The organism is Burkholderia sp. b14, from assembly GCF_900156195.1.
Taxonomy (GTDB): Bacteria; Pseudomonadota; Gammaproteobacteria; order Burkholderiales; family Burkholderiaceae; genus Mycetohabitans.
The window spans coordinates 1599731-1622973 of the sequence record NZ_FTPJ01000003.1 but is presented as its reverse complement, the minus strand read 5'-3'; the positions used below and the strand labels follow the sequence as shown (position 1 = coordinate 1622973).

The window sequence follows — 23243 nt, the reverse complement described above, 5'->3', positions numbered from 1 at the left end:
GCTGACGTGCCGGAGCTGCCGGCACACCACAAAACCCTCGGCCTAGTCGGGGGTTTTGTGGCTGGGCTTGCTCATCCCCGCTTAGCGCGGGGCGCAGGCAGCGCTCAACGTATGATAAACACGTCCCGATAGCCGACGTAGACTGACAAGAATAACAAAGGTAGTACGATCAGCCAGCCGAGCAGAAACGGGAGTGCACCGACCACCAGCATCACGAGCAGCAACAGCGCATAGACAATGCCCGCCAGCCAGTTTCGCATCACGCCCTTGAAGCTTGCCCGCATCGCACGAATGGGCGCCACGTCATGCAGTATCACTAGCGCGGGCGCGAACCATGCAGCGGCTACCGCCACCGTGACGATCGCGATATAGATCAGCAGCCCGACGAGGCTCGATGCCCCCAATTGGGGTGGGTTGCCTGGCTGGTGCGAGACCAACTGAGCAAATGTGTCGAAGCCGATGATCGACGCGAGCACCACGACACCGATAATCACGATCGCGAACGTGAGCGCGCCGACCAACGCTAGCGGGCCCAGCTTGCGCGTGAACCCGGTGAATAGGCCGCCGATGCGCACGTCGCCGTCGGCACGGAACTGCTCGCACGTGAACATCAACCCGCCCAACAGTATCGGCGTGACCAACATCGACAGCAGGTTGAACACCGGCGCGAATGACAGCGCGCACTCGATCACCATGTACAACAGGGCCAGGCCGATCCACTGCAGCGGACGGCGCTTGAACAGCGTCCATGCGTCTGTGATCCAGCGCAAGCCTTCTGCCGCAGTGACCGTGCGTCCGTCTAGATTCAACGTTTCGACGGATGGCGCCGAGCCGTCTGGAGCGAGCGGAGGGTTCAGCGTGTCGTCGTTCATGAGGCCCTCTTCACAAAATTCTGTAGAGCATCCGTCGCAGGCGGCCTGTGCGCCGCCGTATCGCCGGATGCGGTCGGCATCATAACTGGACACCCGGCTGGCGCACACGAAACAGGGCGTATGCAGGCACAATCCGGTCCGCCGCGAGCGCTATCCGTGCTCGGGGTTCAAAGCGAGCTTCGCATATCGCCGTGAATAACCGAAGTACACGGCCAGTCCCAGTGCCAGCCATGCCACGAATGCGACCCACGTCATTGCCTGCAAATGGGCCATCAGAAACACGCAGGATGCGACCGCGAGCATCGGCACGAGCGGCACGCCTGGGCACCGGAATGCGCGCGGCAGCGTCGGATGCGTGCGGCGTAGAATCAGCACGGCGACAGAGACCATCGAAAATGCGGCGAGCGTGCCAATATTGATCAACTCCGCCAATACGTCCAGTGGCACCAGCGCGCCGATTAACGCGAAAAAAATGCCGACCAACCAGGTGGTGATGAGTGGCGTCTGGAAGCGCGGGTGGATGCGCGAGAGCGCGGCGGGCAGCAAGCCGTCCCGGGACATCGCAAAGATGATGCGTGTCTGGCCGTACATCATCACTAAGATCACCGTCAGCATGCCGAGCACCGCACCTAGATCGACGAAGCCGGCAACCCAGTCCGCACCGATCCTCTGCAGCACGTAGGACACCGGATGCGACACGTTCGCGAACTCACCGTACGGCACGATGCCGGTGACTACGGCGGCGACCGTCACATAGAGCGCCGCGCAGACGGCGAGCGACGCAATGATGCCGATCGGCAAGTCGCGTTTCGGGTTCTTGACCTCTTCTGCCGCGGATGACACCGAGTCGAACCCGATGAAGGCGAAAAACATCACCGCGGCGGCCCCGAACATGCCGGACCAGCCCATCGGCATGAACGGGTGCCAGTTCGTGGGCCGGACATGGAACGCGCCGACCGCGATCACCAGCAGCACGACGGCTACCTTAATTGCGACCATCACATTGTTGACCCGGGTGGATTCACGCACACCGATCGATAACAGGAATGTGATGGCCATCATCACGAGGAACGCTGGCAGGTTGAACCACGTTGTGTGGCCGGGTACGGTGCCAGGCGCCGCAGTGAGTACTTGCGGCAGCGTGATGCCGAAGCCGGACAGTAACGATTGCAGGTAGCCGGACCATCCAACCGACACCGCCGACGTCGCGAGCCCGTATTCAAGCATTAAATCCCAGCCGATGATCCAAGCAGCAAGCTCGCCGAGCGTCGCATACGAATAAGTATAGATTGAGCCGGCGACCGGAATCGTCGATGAGAATTCGGCGTAGGCAAGCGCCGCGAAGCAGCACGCGATCGCCGCAATGACGAAGGACAGCGTCAGGGCGGGGCCGGCGATCACCGCGCCGGTTCCTGTCAGCACGAAGATGCCTGTACCGATGATCGCTCCGATGCCCAAAAGCGTGAGATCCAGTGGGCCCAGTGCCCTGTGCAAGCTGTTGTCAGCATTGCGGCGGGCCAGCATATGACCAATATCTTTCTTTCGAAACAATGACATAAGGGGTATTCGGCAGCCGTGGAGCGGCGCAACCGACTTCGGTAAAACCGGTTATTCTAGCTGACTGGTGCAAACGGTCCGCCCTGGGTTGCGCTGATTGGTCGTACGCTGCGGGCACGATGAGGCAATCGGTGCGTGCCAGCGGGCGGCGAGCACCGGCGTGTCAAATTCGGCACAATGGCAGCAGGCGTCGGCGGGACCGGGACGGTGGCTGGTCGCTGCGACGCGTGTCGTTGTATAGAGGTGATGGATCAGTCGCAATTGGGCTGTTCCATATTTCCATTTCGGGCTTCGCAGGATGCGCATCGCCGACACAATGCCTGTCGGACGGGCCAACATCAAAAGGGGGAAATCATGAAGGTAGGTTCAATCGTGCGTTCCAGCCATATCGCAGTGCCGCGCGACGCGCGCGGCGTCGTATTGCGCATCCTGGGCGACATGGCGATGGTGACATGGTTCGAGGGCGAGCCGGGGCAATCCAAGCCGCTCAACACCGAGCCGTTCTTCTTGGTGGATTTGATCGAGACCGGCGAGGTGGTACGCCCGGCGGACGCACCGTTGCACTAATGTAGCCTGGATGCGGCTGGCGGGGGCTGCCTCTCGCGCTGGTGCGGGTGCTGGCGGGGCTGCCGCGGGTGTTGGCACGGGCGCTGGCGAGGGTCTGCCTCGCGCACTGGCGCGGGTGCTGGCGGAGAACTGCTGCGGATAATGCCACGAACAGGACTGCGTCTCGTCTCCGTCCGCGTGCGGCGATGCTCGGGCCGTGCGACGCTCAGGCACAATGGCGGAATGGAACCTAATGACCGCAGCTTCAACAATCCGCCGCGCGCCGATGCCGGCGCCCTGGCTCCCTACGCGGGCCTGACGCCCGAGCGCGTGCTCGACGCGCTTGATGCCGTGCTAGCGCGCGGCGGTCGCCGTACCGACGGACGGTTGCTTGCACTGAACAGTTATGAAAACCGCGTTTATCAGGTCGGCATCGAAGACGCCGCGCCGCTGGTAGCGAAGTTCTACCGGCCCGGGCGTTGGAGCGATGAGGCAATCTTAGAGGAGCATGCGTTCGTCGCGCAGCTGGCCGAGCATGAGATCCCGGCCGTGCCGGCGATCATGCTCGACGACCATACGCTGCATGAGATCGACGGTTTCCGCTTCGCGTTGTTTGAGCGGCGTGGCGGCCGAGCACCGGAGTTGGAGGACAGCGCTACGCTGCAATGGCTGGGACGCTTCATCGGCCGCATCCACTCGATCGGTCGGCAGCGCGACTACGTCGCTCGCGGGCCGCTGGATATCGACACGTTCGGCCGTGAGCCGCTTGCGTACCTGCTCGCCAGCGGCTTCGTGCCGCTCGAGTTGCGTCAGGCCTACGAGACGATCAGCCAACTGGCGCTGGACGCGGTGCAAGCCTCGTTCGAACGCGCCGGCGATGTACGCGCGTTACGCGTGCACGGTGACTGCCATCAAGGCAACGTGCTGTGGACCGATGCCGGCCCCCATTTCGTCGACTTCGACGACAGCCGGATGGCACCGGCGATTCAGGATCTATGGCTGCTGCTACCGGGCGAGCGCGCGCAGGCGAGCCGTGCGCTGGGTCACGTGTTGGCGGGCTACGAGGACTTTTGCGAGTTCGATTCACGCGAGCTTCACTTAATCGAAGCGTTCCGCACGTTGCGCTTGATCCACTATGCGGCATGGCTTGCGCGTCGGTGGGACGATCCGGCGTTTCCTGTCGCATTTCCGTGGTTCAACACGCACCGGTACTGGGAGGATCGTATCTTGGAATTGCGTGAGCAGGTCGGGGCGTTACAGGAGCCGCCGCTGTGGCCTGTGTGAGGTGGGCTGCCGATATTGACTGTCCGCCATGCGTCAGTTGAAAAAAGACGTCATACATGTAATGATAACGATTCGCATTTCAGTGTGATGCGGGATATGCGAACACGAGCCGCCAGCCCACCACGCTCACCCGTGCCGTGACAACGGTAAGGGAGCGGCGTGAGCCAGCCGACAATCAAGACATGCCGCAGGGCGCTTTGCCGTGCGGGCGACGTCATGCGAGCGCGAGCGCGAGGGCGTGAGCGTCGCCATTTCGCAGGACATACCGACAATGACGAAGATGACGCCGCTCGCCACGACGCTGGTGGCCGCTTTTACCGTGCCGATGCCGGCGCTTGCGCAGTCCGCTCAACCCGATTCCAATTCACAAGACACGCAACATGGCGCCGTGGCTCGTGCCGCGCTGCCCGCCGTACGGGTCACCGGCGATGCGGATCGGGCCGATTTCCAGGTAACGCGCGCCTCCGTCGGTGCAAAACGCCCCACCACGCTGCGGGACATCCCGCAGGAGGTAGTGGTGATCAACAAGGCCTTGATGCAATCGCAAGGCGTCGCGTCGTTTGCCGACGCGCTGCGCAACGTTCCGGGCATCACGATTGGCGGGGCCGAGGGTGGGCAGATCGGCAATAACATCAATCTGCGCGGCTTCACGGCCCGCACCGATATCTATCTGGATGGCTTCCGCGATCGCGGGCAATACTATCGCGACACCTTCAACCTCGAATCGATCGACGTGCTGTATGGGCCGTCGTCGATGTTGTTCGGACGCGGCTCCACCGGCGGCGTGATCAACCAGGCCAGCAAGAAGGCGAATCTGACGCGTTCGGCCGAGGTAAGCGGTACTGTCGGCACGGGCGACGACTACCGGACCACGGTCGACGTGAACCAGCCGATCTCCGATACTGCGGCGGTGCGGGTCAACGCATTTGGCCAGAGCGTGGGCACCACGCGCGATGCGATGCGCAACAAGGATTTCGGTATTGCGCCGCAGGTGCGCTTGGGTATTGGAACACCTACCGAGATTACCCTCTCGGCGCTGATCCAGCATAACCGCGACATGCCGGACTATGGTGTGCCGGCGGTCAATGGGCACCCGGTGCCGGTGGGCCGCGAGCGCTTTTACGGCTACACGGGCGATCGCACGGTGCAAGACGTGCAGACGTTGTCGGCGCGCATCGAGCATCGGTTCAGTGATGAACTGAAGCTGCGCAACCAAACGCAGTTTAGCCACTACGCGACCGATGCGCGCGCAACCAACGCTGCCAGTGTGGTGACTGGGCCGCTCGCCGGTTCGCGTGCGCTGTCCAACGGCAGCTACACGTCGCTGCCGCTATCGAACTTGTACGTGAAGCTGATGGGCAAGGATAGAGTGATCAACGATCACTCGCTTTATAACGCGACGGACGTCGAATGGAAGGTCGCGACCGGGGCACTGAAGCACGACTTGATCGCCGGTATCGAGCTTGGGCACGAGACATACAATAACCAGTCCTATACCGCAACCGGCGCCGGCATGCCGAGCAACGTGATCGGCGTGGTACCTCTGACCGGTGCAGCTTACGTGCCACGGCCAGCCGATGTGGTGCGGGGCATCGGCAACCTGGCTAGGTCCAGCGCGAACTCAATTGGTGTATATGTGAATGACACGGTGTCGCTGACGCGGCAGTGGAAGGTGGTTGGCGGCGTGCGCTGGGACCACTATCAGGCCCATATCGCAAACTCGATGAATGCGCCGTCCTATGCCGCGCAGACGAACAGCTACACGAGCGTGCGCGGTGGCGTGATCTACCAGCCGGACGATGCACAGTCGTACTACTTATCATATGGTACGTCGTTCAATCCGTCACTCGAGGCGCTGACGCTGACCAATGGCACGCAAAATCTGAAGCCCGAAACGAACCGCTCATACGAGGTGGGCAACAAATGGGACTTGCTGGGCGGCACATTGTCGATTTCGCAATCGCTGTTCAACATCGACAAATCCAACGCACGCACGCAGGATGCGACCGGCGCGTATTCGATCGACGGTGACATGCGGGTGCGAGGTTACCAGTTTGGTGCGTCGGGCCGGATCACGGACAAGTGGCAGCTATACGGCGGCTATACGTACTTGAACAGCCGCATCACGGGCGCGAAGGATGGCACGCAGGGCAACACGCCGGCGAATACGCCGCGCAACATGTTGACGCTGTGGATGACATATGAATTCATGCCGCACTGGCAGGCGGGCGGTGGCCTGAATTACATGAGCACGCGCTATGCGGCGAACAACAACCGAATGTCTGTTGGCGGCTATACGCGCTGGGATGCCATGCTCGCGTATCACGCCAAGCAGTACGACGTGCAGCTGAACTTGCTGAACGTGACGGACAAGCGCTACTACGATGCACTGATTCCGTCCGACGGCGGGCGCGCGGTGCCGGGGCTGGGCCGCACGTTGCTGGCGACGTTCAATTACCGGGTCTAACCATGCAGCTGACAGCAGGCGCCGTGAGATGATCGTGTCCATACCGAACGTATTGTCGCCGCAGCAATTGCAGGCGATACGCGCCGCCCTGGACGCGGCCGGCCACGCGTGGGTCGATGGTCGCGCCACGGCCGGTTACCAGGGCGCGCCGCTCAAGCACAATCAGCAAATCGACGAGCGCGCGCCGGTTGCGCGCGAGCTGGGGGACGTGATCCTGGCCGAGCTGGAGCGGCATCCGCTGTTCATTAGCGCGGTGTTGCCCAACCGCGTGTATCCGCCGCTGTTCAATCGCTATGGCGCCGGGATGGCGTTCGGCGACCACGTCGACGGTTCGATCCGGATCGTGCCTGGACATGACGCGAAGCTGCGCACCGACGTGTCGGCGACGCTGTTTTTGGCCGGGCCCGACGAATATGATGGCGGTGAACTGGTGATCGAGGACACCTATGGCGCGCACGAGGTCAAGTTGGCCGCCGGCGACATGGTTGTTTATCCGACGACCAGCGTTCACCGGGTCGCGCCGGTCACCCGCGGCGTGCGGCTCGCCAGCTTTTTCTGGATCGAGAGCCTGGTGCGCGACGACGCCAGGCGCGCGCTATTGTTCGACCTGGATACGGCGATCCAGCGCCTGAACCGCGATCATGCCGATGACGTCGCGCGGCGGCAGCTAATCGGGTGTTATCACAATCTTCTGCGCATGTGGGGCGAGACATGACGCGCCGCTCGACGTTCCTCAAATGGCTGCGCAACGTGCACGGCTGGATTGGCCTGTGGGGCGCGGTGCTGGGATTGATGTTCGGCGTGACCGGCTTCCTGCTGAATCACCGCGGCGGGCCGATGAAAATCTCGCCGGGTGAGCCGCAAGTGTCGCAAATGCGGCTGCCGCTGCCCAATTCCGCTCCGGATTCCCCGCAAGCACTCGCCGAGTGGGTCGGCCGTGAACTGCGCTTTGATGGCCGTATTGGACGCATGCAGCGCGAGCCGGCGCACAAGGTCGCGTGGGGCAATCGCAGCGTGATGCAGCCGGAGCGCTGGAGCGCAATGCTGGCCGGCCCGAAGACGTCGATTCTAATCGAATACTGGCAAGGCAATCCGACCGTATCGGTCAAGCGCACCGAAGGGACGTTGCTCGCCATGTTGAACAATATGCACCGTGGTGGCGGCATGGGTATTGGTTGGACCTTGCTCGTCGATACGATCGCCGGCAGTCTGGTGCTGCTGTCGTTGACCGGCGTATTGCTGTGGACCGAACTGAACCGGCGCAAGACAATCGGCGTCGCGATTTTCGTCGTGTCGCTCGTCGCGATGGTCGTGTGCGGCATCGTGTGATGTGCGCCCGTTCGCCGCATCACCGTTGAGCATCATCGTCGCGAACGGCAGGCTGGCCGGTTATAGGGGCGCAGCGAGCCGGTGAGGCTAACCCAAAAAAACTGGGCCATTCAAAAGTAGAAAACTTCGGCATGATGCAACCCTGACAAGCAAAAGGTCATGTCGTGAAGATGAGCCAATACACTGAAGTACAGATTGCATTCGCGTTGAAGCAGGCAGGGCTGGGCACGCCAGTGGCTGAGGTGGGCTGCAAGAAGAGCATCAGCAATGCGACGTTTTACAACTGGCGGCACAAGTATGGGGGGCTGGGCTCGTCGGAGCTGCGTCGCCTGAAGCAACTCGAAGAAGAAAACGCGAAGCTTAATTGGCGGGTGGCAGACTTGTCGCTGGACAAAGCCATGTTGCGGGATGAGCTGTCAAAAAAGCTCTGACGCCTTCCCGGCTGTGTGGACTTACCGCGGATCGCAACGCTTTGGCGCAAGCCAGTGCCAAGCCTGTAGGGTACTGAAGCTGTCGCGTTCGGTGTACAGCTATCAGTCAATCGCACGGGATTCGAGTGCGATCGTGCTGCGCATCAAGCAGATCACGCAAACACGCGTGCACTCCGGTTATCGCTGGGTGCATATGATGCTGCGTCGGCAAGGCTGGGGCGACAACAAACGAGTTTATTGGCTCTATCGCGAGCAGGAGCTGTCATTGCGGCATAAGAAGCCGCGGCGGAACAAGGCGGCGCGCCTGAAGCAGCTAAAGCAGATAATGACCGTGATCAACGAGATCTGGAGCGTGGATTTGTCGCTGACGCACTGTATGACGGCCGGCGTTTGCGCACGCTGACAATTGTCGATCATGATACGCGCGAATGTTTGGTCATCAAGGTGGGCGCCACGCTACGTGGTGAAGACGTCGTGGCGGCGCTGGATCGCATCGCTGCGGGCCGGCCGTTACCTCGCTTTATCTAGGCGGACAATGAGGGGGGGCGTGAAGCTGAGCTAGCCGTCATGCGTGCGTCATTTTAAGCAAACCTTGCCATCTCTCAATCCAAAAATGCGGCTTTGAGCGCGAGAAACGGCTCCTGTTATTATTTCGTACGTAGAAATAGAATGAGAAAGCTAAGGAGCTGGTGCGCATTATGGCAAACAGCGCGATACAGCTGTTTGAGTTTGGGAATAAGGTAAGCGATAAAGCGTAACCGGCGTGTATATCGTCCGTAGGCTGCTGTGTCAAGTTCAATCGAGCTAGTGGGGTATTGTTTCACGTTTATCTCCTCTGCTCGACGTGAGCGTGTAGTTGTTTAATTTAATTTTGACCAATTTGTGTGGTAGACGTGCTGAGCCCGTTCTACAGAACAACGCCATATAGGCAAGTTATTCAGCCACTATCATAAGCGGCACAGAAATTGCTCATTCTTCAAGCGAAATTTATTTAAAGACCTTGGCATGGCATAGGTGACGTGCATCCGTGATGTGCCATGGACGTCACATCCAAACCAATGAGGTTCAACATGGCTTTTTGCGAGCGATGTTAACCGCCCTATATTTAATTTTTAATTGGTATGTAATTAACTTGTGTATTTAAACCTGGGCTGCTGTGGCCTGGATTGGAGCTAACATGTTGTTGAACGCTACGTCCGTTACCTATCCGTTATCCGTTGCCCAAACAGAAATTTGGCTCGCACAGCAGCTCCATCTAGACAGCCCGGTCTACAACATTGCGCAGTACACCGTCATCGAGGGCGCTATTAATGTGGCCGTTTTTGAAGCGGCATTGCGTCAAGTCATCGATGAGGCCGACACCCTACGCCTGCAATTTGTTGACAGCGACGATGGGCTCCGGCAGAAGATCGGTTCACCCGCATGGTCAATGCCGGTGTTGGACCTTACGGCACAAGCTGATCCTCAGGCCGCGGCCCAGGCGTGGATGCAGGCCGATTATCAGCAACCGGTCAATTTGACGCAGGGACCGCTTTTTGGCTATGCGTTGCTGAAAGTGGCGCCTGCGCAATGGATTTGGTATCAGCGCTATCACCATATCATGATGGATGGATATGGCCAGTACCTGATCAACCAGCGCGTCGCACATGTGTATAGCGTGCTGTGCGCGGGCGTAACGCCAGAGCCGTGCACTTTCGGCTCCGTCCTGGAGCTATTAGAGAGCGATGCGCAATACCAGGCATCCGACCAACGGGTGCAAGACGAAGCGTATTGGCTTCAGCACTGCGCCCATTGGCCTGAGCCTGCGACGCTAGCAAGCCGCGCCGCCCCCGCCTTACAGCAGCGGCTGCGTCAGACGACTTATCTGGCCGCCCAGGTGCTGGGCGACACTGCGTCGGATGCTCGCCGGCTAGCACAGTTTATGACGGCGGCGATGGCCGCGTATCTTTATCGATTCACGGGTGAACAAGACGTCGTATTGGGTCTTCCGGTCAAGGCCCGCTTCGGTGCCGACCGGCATATTCCTGGTATGAAATCCAACATACTGCCCCTGCGGCTCACTATACGACCAGGAATGAACCTGTCGTCATTCATGCCGCAGGCCGCGCAGGCGATGCAAAGCGGACTGCAGCACCAACGCTACCCGAGCGAAGCGCTGCGGCGTCAACTTGGGCTATCGTCCGGACAACGGTTGTTTGGTACGACAGTCAACATGATGCCGTTTTACCATGATCTGTCGTTTGGTGAGTATTCGTCGACAAGACATAGTTTGCTTAGTGGTCCGGTCGAGGATTTGATGCTATGTGTCTATTGGATTCCAGGCAGCCATCAATTACGGATCGACCTTAACGCCAATCCTGCCTGCTACACCGCAGAGGCGCTCGGCGCACATCAGCGCCGGTTTATCCGGTTCGTGCAAGTGTTAGCTGCCGATGCCACGCAACCGATTGATAGCATCGATCTGCTCGACACTGAAGAGCGGCATCGGCTGCTGGTCGAGTGGAATGCAACGCAGCGTGATTATCCAGCGCATCTGTGTGTCCACCAATTGTTTGAAGCGCAAGTTGAGCGCACGCCCAAGGCCACGGCATTGGTCTATGAAGATCAAACACTGAACTATACGCAACTGAATGCCCAGGCCAACCGTTTGGCACACCAGCTCATCGAGTTGGGCGTTAAGCCCGATGCGCGCGTGGCGATCTGTGCCGAGCGTTCACCGGCGCTGGTCGTCGGCCTGCTGGCGATTTTGAAGGCCGGCGGCGCGTATGTGCCGCTCGACCCGAGCTATCCGGGCGAGCGGCTCGCGCATATTTTACAGGATGCCGCGCCGATGATTGTGCTGGTCCAGGCTTCGACACGGGAATTGATTGGCAAGCAACTAATGCCGGTCATCGATTTGGACGCCGGCGCTGAACAGAACTACCCGGAGCATAATTTACGAGTGCCGTCTTTGACACCGCACCATCTAGCTTATGTGATTTATACCTCTGGCTCTACGGGCCAGCCCAAAGGGGTTGGAGCAACCATTGGTGGACTGACTAACCGCCTGCTGTGGTTCACTCAAAATGTGCTAGAGGAACCTCCGGTCACTGCATTGAAGACGAGTATCGGCTTTGTGGATTCGATCACCGAGACGCTCGGGGCGTTGCTCGCAGGTGGCATGCTAGTCGTATTTGACAACACCACCGTTAAAGATGTGTCTTTGTTCGCGCAACGCTTGCGGCAGACTGGCGTTTCCCACCTAGTTATCGTGCCGTCATTGCTTAAATGCTTTTTGGAAGGAGAAAAGAACCAACTTGACAGACTGCGAGTGCTCATATGCAGCGGTGAGCGGTTAGCACCCGAGTTAGCGCGACAGGTTATTGCCACATGGCCGAGTATTCAGCTGTTCAATTTTTATGGGTCGTCGGAAGTTAATGGTGACGTCACGAGTTATCAATACGGCAGCGTAGACCAAATATTGCCACAAGAAGTTATCGGCCGCCCAATTGCAAACACACGCATTTATCTGCTCGATGCGCAGGGTCAGCCGGTGCCGCTGGGCGCGGTGGGCGAATTGTATATTGGCGGCGTGGGCGTGGCGCGTGGTTACCTAAACCGCCCGGAGCTGAGCGCTGAGCGCTTCGTGCGCGATCCATTTTCTCAAGAGCCCTATGCGCGGATGTACAAGACGGGCGATCTAGCCCGTTACTTACCGGACGGCAACCTGGAGTTCCTGGGCCGCAACGATGATCAGGTTAAGATCCGCGGCTTTCGCATTGAGCCGGGCGAGATCGAAGCATGCCTCACCCAGCATTCGCAAGTGCGTGACGCGGTGGTGCTCGTGCGAGGCGAAGGCAACGACAGGCGTCTGGTTGCGTATGTGGTCGCTGAGGCCGACGAGCACTTGGCCAGCACGCTGCGCGCGCATGTGGCGGCAAGCTTGCCTGAATACATGGTGCCCAGTGCTTTTGTGCGGCTTGACGCGCTCCCTTTGACGCCCAATGGCAAGCTAGACCGGCGTGCGTTGCCCACCCCAAGCGCTGACGCGTTCGCGCATCACGCGTACGAGGCACCGCAAGGCGAGTTCGAGACCACGCTGGCTCAAATCTGGGCCGAGCTGCTAGGCGTCGAGCGTGTCAGCCGGCATGATAGCTTCTTTGCGCTCGGTGGCCATTCGCTGCTCGCGGTGCGATTGATTGAGCGCTTGCGCCTACTAGGCTTGGACCTGTCCGTGCGCGCGCTATTTGACACCCCGGTGCTCAGTGCGCTGGTGCAAACGCTGAGCCAGCATCATGACGTAGTGGTGCCACCCAACGTCATTACGCCCGAGACGACGGCGCTCACGCCTTCGATGCTGCCGCTCATTGAGCTCACGCAGGCTGATATTGACCACATTGTCGAGCAGGTGCCCGGTGGCGTCGCGAATATCCAGGATATCTATGCGCTGTCGCCGCTGCAGGACGGAATTCTCTTTCACCATCTGCTCGCCAGCGACGATGATCCGTATCTGCTGATCACGCAGCTAGCCTTTGATACGCGAGCGCGGCTCGATCAGTATCTGGGTGCGGTCCAGCAAATCGTGAATCGCCACGACATTTTGCGCACTGCGTTTATCTGGAAAGGCTTATCCACGCCCGCGCAGGTGGTCTGGCGTGATGCGCCGCTGTCGACCACTGAACTTACTCTGGATCCTGCCGACGGGCCGATTGCCGAGCAGTTGGTGCAGCGTTTCGATTCTCGCCACACTCGGCTGGATCTAACGCAAGCGCCGCTGCTGCGTTTCGCGATTGCTCAGAACACTGATGGTCGCTGGTTGCTGGTGCGGCTACTGCACCATCTGATTGGCGATCGCTCGACTGCTGAAATGATGCACGCGGAGGTGCAAGCGTTCATTGCAGGTCAAGGCCGGACGCTGCCTGCTGCACAGCCGTTCCGTAATCTGGTCGCGCAAACGCGCCTGGGTGTAAGCCAAGCCGCGCACGAGCACTTTTTTACCGACATGCTTGCCGACATCGAGGAGCCAACGCTGCCGTTCGGCTTGGCGCAGGTGCATCGTGACGGCGCACATGTGCGTGAAGCGCACCGCAGGCTGCCGCAGGCACTAAACGATAGGCTGCGTGCGCAAGCGAGGCGCCTAAACGTGAGTGTCGCGAGCCTGTGTCATCTGGCGTGGGCACAGGTGCTCTCATGCGCTAGTGGCCAACAGTCGGTTGTGTTTGGTACGGTGCTGTTTGGACGGATGCGCGCTGGCGACGGTGCCGATTGTGCGATGGGGCTCTTTATCAATACGCTGCCGCTGCGCGTGGACTTAGAGGGCAGTGTGGTGGCAGCGGTGCGTGCCACGCATGCGCGGCTAGCGGCGCTGCTTGAGCATGAGCATGCGTCGCTGGCGCTCGCGCAGCGCTGCAGCGGCGTGCCGGCGGGCACGCCGCTCTTTAGTGCGCTGCTCAATTACCGGCACAATGCGATGGACTCAAACGAGCGCAGCATCCTCCCCGGTGTGGAGCTCCTGCACACCGAAGAGCGTGACAATTATCCGATCGGGCTGTCGATTGAAGATTTTGGACAGGCGTTGGGACTAATTGCGCAAATCGTTGAGCCACTGGACCCCGATCGGCTGTGCGGGTATATGCAGCAGGCGCTGGAAAGCCTGGCCGATGCGCTTGAGGGAACGCCCGTCCAGTCGATTGGGCAGTTGCAGGTACTGCCCAGCGAGGAGCGGACTTTATTGCTTCAAACGTGGAACGCAACGCAGCAGGACTCTCCACTGCATCAGTGCATCCACCAGTTGTTTGAAGCACAGGTGGCACGCACACCGGATGCGGTGGCGTTGGTCTGTGAGGATCAGACACTGAACTATGCGCAACTCAATGCGCAGGCCAACCGCTTGGCACATCAGCTCATCGAGTTAGGTGTTGTGCCTGATACACGGGTGGCATTATGCGCTCAGCGCAGCCCGGAAACGGTCGTGGGCATACTCGCTACGCTCAAGGCCGGCGGCGCGTATGTGCCGCTCGATCCCAACTATCCGCCAGAGCGCCTGGCTTATATGGTGACGGATAGTGCGCCCACCGTATTGCTCAGCATGGGAATACCGCCTGCCGCAGTGACGCAAAGCTTAGGCGTTAGCGTGCCGGTATTGGATCTGTATGCTGATGCAGGGCAGTGGGCGCATCAAAGCACGCACAATCCTGACGCGTGCAAGTTGTCGCTGAATGCACAGCATTTGGCCTATGTGATTTATACGTCAGGCTCTACAGGCCAGCCCAAAGGGGTTATGGTTCCCCACCAAGGCATTGCCAATCTTGTCACCGCGATCGCGCGAGCGCTTGGCATCACGACGCAGGACAGGATGTTGCAATTTGCGCCGCTGTCTTTTGATACGTCGGTCGAGGAAATCTTTACGCCGTTGACACAGGGGGCGGCAGTGGTGCTGCGCACGGATGCATGGTTGAGCGGGGCCGAACCATTTTGGGCGCTTTGTGAACGTCACCAGGTGAGCGTGGTGGATTTACCCGTGCAGTTTTGGACACAGTTGGCACAAGACGCAGCGCCCGTTGCCAGCCGGATACGTGCCATTCTCATTGGGGGAGAGGCGTTAAGCGCGTCAGCACGTGATGCCTGGTTTGCAGGTGATGGACACCGGCCGCGTTTGTTGAACGTTTATGGCCCAACCGAGACAACGGTGACCGCGACTGTGTATGAAGTCACCGATGACGAAAGTAGCTGGCGCACAATTGGCCGTCCAATTGATAACACCCGGCTCTATATCCTAGATCGCCACGGTCAGCCGGTGCCGCTGGGCGCAGTCGGCGAGTTGTATATTGGCGGCGCGGGCGTCGCGCGCGGTTACTTAAACCGACCGGAGCTGACCACTGAGTGTTTTGTGCGCGATCCGTTCTCGGTTGAGCCCGACGCGCGGATGTACAAAACGGGCGACTTGGCTCGTTATTTGTTTGATAGCAATGTTGAGTTTTTGGGCCGCAACGATGATCAAGTCAAAATTCGCGGCTTTCGCATTGAGCTGGGGGAGATAGAAGCGTGTCTCACGCAACACCCGCAAGTGCGCGATGCGGTGGTGCTGGCAACAGGTAACGACCAGAACAAGCGCTTGATCGCCTATGTGATTAGCCAGGCTGATGAATCGCTGGCCAGCACGTTGCGCGCGCATGTGGCCTCAGCGTTGCCCGAATATATGGTGCCTAGCGCGTTCGTGCGGCTCGATGCGTGGCCACTGACGCCTAACGGCAAGCTGGATCGGCGTGCGCTGCCCGCGCCAAGCGCTGACGCTCTTGCGCATCAAGCATATGAAGCGCCGCAAGGCGAACTCGAGACCACACTGGCGCAAATCTGGGCTGAGCTGCTGGGCGTCGAACAGGTGGGCCGCCATGATAGCTTTTTCGCACTTGGCGGCCATTCACTGCTGGCGGTACGTTTGATGAATCGGGTGGCCGCGCTCGGTATGCCATTGCCGCTCGCGGCGCTGTTTGCCGCACCTACGCTGGCTGGGCTGGCTGCCGTGCTCAGTGCGCAATGCACGTCAGACAGTAGCGTATCGTCGGCGATTACGCCCGTATCGCGTGACGGAGCATTGCCGCTGTCGTTTGCGCAGCAACGGCTATGGTTCCTTGCGCAACTCGACGGGGCGAGCGACGCCTATCATATACCGCTTGCGCTGTGCGTGCGGGGGCCGCTAAATCGGGGCGCATGGCAGCAGGCGCTGAATGCGCTCTTGGCGCGCCACGAAGCGCTGCGCTCGGTGTTCATCAGCGTTGACGGTCAGCCGCAGGTGCAGCTGCTGCCCGCCGAGACGGGCGTGCCGATAGCCTGGCATGACCTGCGCGGCGTGCCCGATAAGGAAGCCCGGTTAGCGCAATTCCGTGCTGAGGCGGCCCAAGCGCCGTTCGACCTGACCCGTGGTCCGCTGATGCGAGCCTGCGGGATTCAATTGGCTGATGACGAGCACATGGTGCTGCTCGTGCAGCATCATATTGTCTCGGATGGCTGGTCGATCGAGGTGCTGGTGCGCGAACTCAATGCGCTGTACCGCGCAGCTTGTGACGGACAGACGGATCCATTGCCGCCTCTAGCGATTCAGTATCCGGATTATGCGGCCTGGCAGCGACAGTGGCTCTCGGGCGAGCGGCTCAAGGCGCAAAGCGAGTACTGGCGCACGCAGCTCGCCGATGCTCCGGTATTGCTGGCGCTGCCGACTGACCGGCCTCGTCCGGCGCAGCAATCGTTTGCCGGCGCGCAGGTGCCGATTCGTATCGATGCCCACACCACGGGGGCGCTGAAGCGCGTGAGCCAAGCGCACGGCGCAACGCTGTTCATGACGGTGCTCGCGGCGTGGAGCGCGGTGCTCGCGCGGCTGTCGGGGCAGGATGATCTGGTCATTGGCATACCGAGCGCCAATCGCAACCACTATCAACTCGAGCCGTTAATTGGCTTCTTTGTCAATACGCTCGCACTGCGCGTGGATTTGTCCGGCGAGCCCAGTGTGACACAGTTGCTCGAGCGGGTGCGGCGTACAACGCTGGACGCGCAAGCGTATCAGGATTTGCCATTCGAACAAGTGGTGGAGATCGTGCAGCCGCCGCGCCGGCTCGAGCATACGCCGCTGTTTCAGGTGATGTTCGCGTGGCAGGACAGTGAGATCGCGGCTTGGGACTTGCCCGGCCTGACTGTGCAACCGATGGAGCTGGACTACGACGTCGCCAAGTTTGATCTGGAGTTAGGTCTGTACGAGGCGGGCGAGGAAATTGTCGGCAGCCTGGGCTATGCGACCGCGTTGTTTGAGCGCGCGACAATTGAGCGGCATGTCGGGTATCTGCAGACGATGTTGCAGGCAATAGCCGTGGATGGGCAGCAACCCGTCACGCATGTCGAGTTGTTGGCGTCAGCTGAGCGAACTTTGTTGCTTGACACGTGGAACGCGACGCAGCGGGACTATCCAGCGCACCTATGCATCCACCAGTTGTTCGAAGCGCAAGTAATACGCACGCCGGAGGCAACGGCACTGGTGTACGAAGACCAAACACTGAGCTATGCGCAACTGAATACACAGGCTAATCGTTTAGCACATCAGTTGATCGAGTTAGGCGTTGGACCCGATGCGCGGGTGGCCCTATGCGCTCAGCGCAGCCCGGAAACGGTCGTGGGCATGCTCGCCACGCTCAAGGCCGGTGGCACGTATGTGCCGCTGGATCCCACCTATCCGGCAGAACGCCTGGCTTATATGGTGGCAGATAGTGCGCCCACCGTATTACTCAGCGTGGGAACACCGCCTGCCGCAGTGACGCAAAGCTTAGGCGCGGGTGTGCCGGTACTGGATCTACACGCTGATGCAGCGCCGTGGGCGCACCAAAGCGCACACAATCCTGATGTATGCGAGTTGTCGCTGAATGCGCAGCACTCGGCCTATGTGATTTATACGTCAGGTTCCACAGGTCAGCCCAAAGGGGTCATGGTTTCACACCGCAGCTTGGTCAACTTGGTGACAGCGATGGTGCGTAGCCTGGGCTTAACTGCGCAAGACCGGATGCTGCAATGTTCGTCTCTATCCTTTGATGCGTCGGTTGGGGAAATGCTTGTCACGCTCACTCAGGGTGCGACATTAGTGCTACGCACCGATGCCTGGTTAGCCGGGGCTCAGTCATTCTGGGCGCTTTGCCAGGCTAACCGTGTCAGTGTGACGGATTTACCAACTCAATTTTGGGCTCAATTGGTCCAAGAAAAAGTTCCCCTTCCAGACAGTGTACGTGTGGTCATGATTAGTGGAGACGCGTTAAGCGCGTCAGCACGTGAGGGCTGGTTTGCAGGCGATGGGCACCGGCCGCGGTTGTTGAACGTTTATGGCCCGACCGAGACGACGGTGACCGCGACTGTGTATGAGGTCACCGACGACGAAAGTAACTGGCGCACAATTGGTCGGCCCATTGACAACACTCGGCTCTATATCCTGGATGCACATGGCCAGCCGGTGCCGCTGGGTGCGGTCGGTGAGCTGTATATTGGTGGTGCGGGCGTCGCGCGCGGTTACCTGAACCGGCCTGAGATGACCGCCGAGCGCTTCATGCGCGATCCATTTTCTCGAGAAGCCGACGCGCGGATGTACAAAACGGGCGACTTGGCTCGTTATTTGGCTGACGGCAATATTGAGTTTTTGGGCCGCAACGATGATCAAGTCAAGATTCGCGGCTTTCGCATTGAGCCCGGTGAGATCGAGGCGTGCCTGGTGCAACACTCGCAGGTGCATGAGGCGGTGGTGCTGGCCGTGGGAGAAAGCCAAGCTAAGCGCTTGGTGGCGTATGTGGTGGCCGAGCCCGATGACGCGTTAGCCAGCACTTTGCGCACGCATGTGGCGTCAGTGTTGCCTGAGTATATGGTGCCCAGTGCGTTTGTGCGGCTGGACGCGTGGCCGCTGACACCGAACGGCAAGCTCGATCGGCGTGCATTGCCGGCGCCGGACGCGGAGGCATTCGCGCATCAGGCGTATGAGGCGCCGCAAGGCGAGCTCGAAACCTCGCTAGCTGAGATTTGGTCCGAGCTGCTCGGTGTGGAGCAAGTGGGCCGGCACGACAGCTTCTTTGCGCTCGGTGGACATTCACTGCTGGCGGTGCAACTCATTGAGCGGTTGCGCCGTCGCGGTCTGGGAATCTCTGTGCGCGCGCTGTTCGATACGCCGGTGCTCAGCGCATTGGCCCAGTCGCTGGGCCAGCAACGTGACGTGGTGGTGCCAGCGAATCGCATCACGCGTGAGACAAACTCGCTGACGCCAGAGTGGTTGCCGCTGATCGAGCTAACGCAGGCCGATATCGATCGTATTGTCGAGCAGGTGCCGGGTGGGGTCGCGAACATCCAAGACATTTATGCGCTGTCGCCGTTGCAGGACGGCATCCTGTTTCACCATCTGCTGGCGGCTGAGGGTGATCCGTATCTACTGAGCGCGCAACTGGCTTTTGATACGCGCGAGCGGCTCGATCAGTATCTGGAGGCCGTTCAGCAGGTCGTCAATCGTCACGATATCCTGCGTACTGCGTTTGTCTGGGAAGGGCTGTCCACGCCCGCACAAGTGGTCTGGCGACATGCGCCGCTGTCGGTGACCGAACTGACGCTGGAGGTGAAGGATGGGCCGATTGCCGAGCAGTTGGCACAGCGTTTTGATCCCCGCCATACGCGGCTGGACCTGACGCAAGCGCCGCTGCTGCGTTTTGCGATTGCCCAGGACAACGATGGCTGCTGGCAGGTAGTTCAGCTGTTGCACCACCTGATTGGTGACCACTCGACTGCTGAAATGATGCACGCGGAGGTGCAAGCGTTCATTGCAGGTCAAGGCCGGACGCTGCCTGCTGCACAGCCATTCCGTAATCTGGTCGCGCAAGCACGCTTGGGTCTCAGTCAAGCTGAACACGAGCGCTTCTTTACCGAGATGCTTGCCGACATCGACGAGCCAACGCTACCGTTCGGTCTGGCGCAAGTGCATCATGATGCCACCCACGTGCGTGAAGCGCACCGCAGGCTGCCGCCCGCGTTGAACGATCGGCTGCGGGCGCACGCCAAGCGGCTGGGTGTAAGCCTAGCGAGCTTGTGCCACCTGGCGTGGGCGCAGGTGCTTGCACGCGCCAGCGGTCAACAACGAGTTGTATTCGGCACAGTCCTATTCGGGCGGATGCAAGCGGGTGAGGGCGCCGACAGTGCGATGGGGCTGTTTATCAATACGCTGCCGCTACGGGTGGACCTGGCCGGTAGTGTAGAGGCAGCCGTGCGCGCTATGCATGCACGGCTCGCGGCGCTGCTGGAGCATGAACATGCGTCATTGGCGCTGGCGCAGCGCTGTAGTAGCGTGCTGGCCGGCACACCGCTCTTTAGTGCGCTGCTGAACTATCGGCACAATGCGATCAGCACCGGTGAGAGCGGCAGGTTGCCGGGCGTTGAGCTATTGAAGGCCGAGGAGCGCACCAATTACCCGTTGACCCTGTCAGTCGAAGATTTCGATCAAGCGCTGGGATTGACGGCACAGGCGGTGGCGTCGCTGGACCCTGATCGGGTGTGCGGGTATATGCAGCAGGTGCTAGAGAGCTTGGCTGAGGCGCTCGAGACAGCGCCAGAGCAGCCGGTGCAGCAGCTGCAGGTGTTACCCAGCGAGGAGCGGACCCTACTGCTTGAGACGTGGAACGCGACGCAACGCGATTACCCCTCACATCTGTGCATCCACCAATTGTTCGAAGCACAAGTCGAGCGGACGCCACAGGCGCCGGCGTTAGTCTATGAAGACCAGACGCTCAGCTACGCTCAGTTGAATGCGCGGGCCAATCGCCTCGCGCATCAGTTGATCGAGCTGGGTGTTGTGCCCGATGGACGAGTGGCGATCTGCGTCGAACGTTCCCCGGCAATGGTCATCGGGCTGTTGGCGATTTTAAAAGCCGGGGGAGGCTATGTGCCGCTGGACCCGGCGTATCCGGGCGAGCGGCTCGCGCATATTCTCACGGATGCGGCGCCTGAGATTGTGCTGGCCGATGCAGCGGGCAGGGCGGCGCTGGGTGAGGCGGCCTTGGCTCATCGCACGGTGCTGGACCCGAATAGGCAGCCGGCGCAGGCGCAGACGAATCCGTTGGTGTGCACCCTCACGTCCCGGCATCTGGCGTATGTGATTTATACGTCCGGTTCCACCGGCGTGCCCAAGGGGGTACAGAATGAGCATCGTGCACTTGTCAATCGCCTGGTCTGGATGCAGCAAGCCTATGGTTTGACGACAGCCGACCGTGTGTTGCAGAAAACCTCCTTTGGCTTTGACGTATCGGTTTGGGAGTTTTTCTGGACGTTGCTCAATGGGGCGACTTTGGTTATAGCAGCCCCCGAGGTACACAAAGATCCCGCTGTCTTGATGGAGTTGATGATTCAGCAGCGCATCACTACGGCGCATTTTGTGCCGTCCATGCTTAGCACGTTCCTTCACCATGAAGGGGTTGAGCAGTGTACGTCCATAAAACGACTGATTTGCAGCGGCGAAGCGTTGCCTGGCGCAAGCGTACGGCTTTGCCAGAAGCTACTACCGAGTGTGCAGCTCTATAACCTGTATGGTCCAACGGAAGCGGCGATTGACGTAACGGCTTGGAGCTGTCCATCGGATTATGCGGACGATACCGTCCCGATCGGCCGGCCGATCGCGAACACGCAGATTTATTTACTGGATCGCAATGGCCAGCCGGTGCCGTTAGGTGCGGTGGGCGAATTGTATATTGGGGGGGCGGGTGTTGCGCGAGGTTACCTAAACCGTCCCGAATTGACGGCCGAGCGTTTTGTGCGTGATCCGTTCTCGGCCGAGCCTAATGCGTGGATGTACAAGACCGGGGATTTGGCGCGTTACTTGCCCGATGGGAACTTAGAGTTTCTGGGCCGCAACGACCATCAAGTCAAGCTTCGCGGCTTTCGGATTGAATTGGGCGAGATCGAGGCGTGCCTGACCCAGCATACGCAGGTGCACGACGCGGTGGTGCTGGCCCTGGGGGGAGACCAAGATAAACGGCTAGTCGCGTATGTGGTGGCCGAGCCCGATGACGCGTTAGCGGGCACCTTGCGCACGCATGTGGCGGCAGCGTTGCCCGAGTACATGGTGCCCAGTGCGTTTGTGCGGCTCGATGCGTTGCCGCTGACACCAAACGGTAAGCTGGATCGCCGAGCGTTGCCGGCACCGACTGCTGACGCGCTCGCACACCAGGCGTATGAGGCACCGCAGGGCAAGCTTGAGACCACGCTGGCTGAGATTTGGTCCGAGCTGCTCGGTGTCGATCAGGTGGGCCGCTACGACAGCTTCTTCGCGTTGGGTGGGCATTCGCTGCTCGCGGTGCAGATGATCAGCCGCAGCCGCACCGCATTGGGCATCTCCATTCCGATGCACACGCTATTCGAGGCACCCACCCTTGCCGCGCTGTCGCAGCGTGTATCGGCACAAGAGAACATGCAGGATGAGTCCTTTGCTGTGCTACTGCCCATTCAACCTCATGGTGCTCGACCTGCGCTTTTCTGTGTCCATCCTGTGACTGGGCTAAGTTGGCACTATCGAGGCCTGGTGAGCCATTTGGAGGCAGACCAACCGGTCTATGGCCTACAAGCCCGTGGACTCGACGGCGACTCGTCACCCGCCGTCACGATCGAGGCGATGGCGGCAGACTATATTCAGCAGATTCGTCGCATTCAACCACGCGGGCCTTACTATCTGCTAGGTTGGTCATTTGGTGGAAAAGTGGTCCATAGCATGGCAACGCAGCTTGAACAACAAGGCGAGCTAGTTGCGTTGTTAGCGGTGCTCGATACTACGCCGGATCATATGCAGCGGAATAACACGCCGGAGATTGCCGAAGACGATTTTTATCATCTGTTCGTACGTCACGCTGCAGGCAGTCTGTCAGAAGCCGGCCATTATTTGTGGGAGAAAACCCGTGCAGTGCTTGAAAATAATGTGCAGCTTGTTCAACATTTTTCGCCACGTATTTACAGTGGCGACATGTTGTTTTTTAGGGCGGCAGTGGCCCCAAATGCATGGACTCAACCTATCTCGCCAGAGGTATGGCAGCCTTATGTGTTAGGCAAGATTGAGGTTCATGACATCGCCTGCCAGCATTACGACATGGAGTTGCCTGCGCCTACTGCACAGATCGGTCGTGTTCTGCGCCAGAAGCTAAATGTATTACATAGAAATCAAACAACTGATAGTGAAAAAGAATATACAATATGATAATTAAATATTGGATTTGGTAAAAATCGGTTTTTCAA

Annotated in this window: 8 protein-coding genes and 1 pseudogene; 7 read left to right on the top strand and 2 right to left on the bottom strand. The window is 59.8% G+C overall.

The genetic code is table 11. From position 1 onward, the window contains the following. Window positions 1–104: 104 nt before the first annotated feature. Entirely contained in the window at window positions 105–872 is a 768-nt protein-coding gene (locus B0B13_RS11900) for a BPSS1780 family membrane protein (RefSeq protein WP_076796570.1), read from the bottom strand. Between the two features lie 150 nt (window positions 873–1022). Continuing rightward, complete coding sequence (bcaP, locus tag B0B13_RS11895) at window positions 1023–2429, bottom strand: branched-chain amino acid transporter BcaP (protein ID WP_076785913.1); 1407 nt, start codon at window positions 2427–2429, stop codon at window positions 1023–1025. Window positions 2430–2783: 354 nt separating this feature from the next. On the opposite strand from bcaP, the gene B0B13_RS11890 reads away from it, so the two are divergent. The 7 genes and pseudogenes from B0B13_RS11890 (at window position 2784) to B0B13_RS11855 (ending at window position 23205) form a co-directional block, all read left to right on the top strand. Continuing rightward, entirely contained in the window at window positions 2784–2996 is a 213-nt protein-coding gene (locus B0B13_RS11890) for a hypothetical protein (protein WP_076797312.1), read from the top strand. Window positions 2997–3218: 222 nt separating this feature from the next. After that, a complete protein-coding gene (locus tag B0B13_RS11885) occupies window positions 3219–4259 on the top strand; it encodes a serine/threonine protein kinase (protein ID WP_076785914.1) in 1041 nt (346 codons plus the stop codon). A 271-nt stretch (window positions 4260–4530) separates the two neighbouring features. Then, a complete protein-coding gene (locus tag B0B13_RS11880; protein WP_076797311.1) occupies window positions 4531–6726 on the top strand; it encodes a TonB-dependent receptor in 2196 nt (731 codons plus the stop codon). 28 nt (window positions 6727–6754) lie between these two features. Continuing rightward, the gene (locus tag B0B13_RS11875) at window positions 6755–7441 is read left to right on the top strand and encodes a Fe2+-dependent dioxygenase (RefSeq protein WP_076796567.1); all 687 of its coding nucleotides are present in this window, start codon (window positions 6755–6757) and stop codon (window positions 7439–7441) included. Then, entirely contained in the window at window positions 7438–8055 is a 618-nt protein-coding gene (locus tag B0B13_RS11870; protein WP_235091367.1) for a PepSY-associated TM helix domain-containing protein, read from the top strand. Before B0B13_RS11875 ends, B0B13_RS11870 begins: the two co-directional genes overlap by 4 nt. 164 nt (window positions 8056–8219) lie before the next feature. Then, window positions 8220–9011: pseudogene (locus B0B13_RS19450) on the top strand (transposase); the annotation flags it as partial. Between the two features lie 652 nt (window positions 9012–9663). Beyond that, window positions 9664–23205 (top strand): non-ribosomal peptide synthetase, encoded by a 13542-nt coding sequence (locus tag B0B13_RS11855; protein ID WP_076796559.1) that lies wholly within the window; start codon window positions 9664–9666, stop codon window positions 23203–23205. The last annotated feature ends 38 nt before the right edge of the window (window positions 23206–23243 follow it).

Excerpts from the sequence above, each read along its gene's own strand:
- B0B13_RS11900 (WP_076796570.1), bottom strand. The coding sequence starts at position 872 with ATGAACGACGACACGCTGAACCCTCCGCTCGCTCCAGACGGCTCGGCG.
- bcaP (WP_076785913.1), bottom strand. The coding sequence starts at position 2,429 with ATGTCATTGTTTCGAAAGAAAGATATTGGTCATATGCTGGCCCGCCGC.
- B0B13_RS11890 (WP_076797312.1), top strand. The coding sequence starts at position 2,784 with ATGAAGGTAGGTTCAATCGTGCGTTCCAGCCATATCGCAGTGCCGCGC.
- B0B13_RS11885 (WP_076785914.1), top strand. The coding sequence starts at position 3,219 with ATGGAACCTAATGACCGCAGCTTCAACAATCCGCCGCGCGCCGATGCC.
- B0B13_RS11880 (WP_076797311.1), top strand. The coding sequence starts at position 4,531 with ATGACGAAGATGACGCCGCTCGCCACGACGCTGGTGGCCGCTTTTACC.
- B0B13_RS11875 (WP_076796567.1), top strand. The coding sequence starts at position 6,755 with ATGATCGTGTCCATACCGAACGTATTGTCGCCGCAGCAATTGCAGGCG.
- B0B13_RS11870 (WP_235091367.1), top strand. The coding sequence starts at position 7,438 with ATGACGCGCCGCTCGACGTTCCTCAAATGGCTGCGCAACGTGCACGGC.
- B0B13_RS11855 (WP_076796559.1), top strand. The coding sequence starts at position 9,664 with ATGTTGTTGAACGCTACGTCCGTTACCTATCCGTTATCCGTTGCCCAA.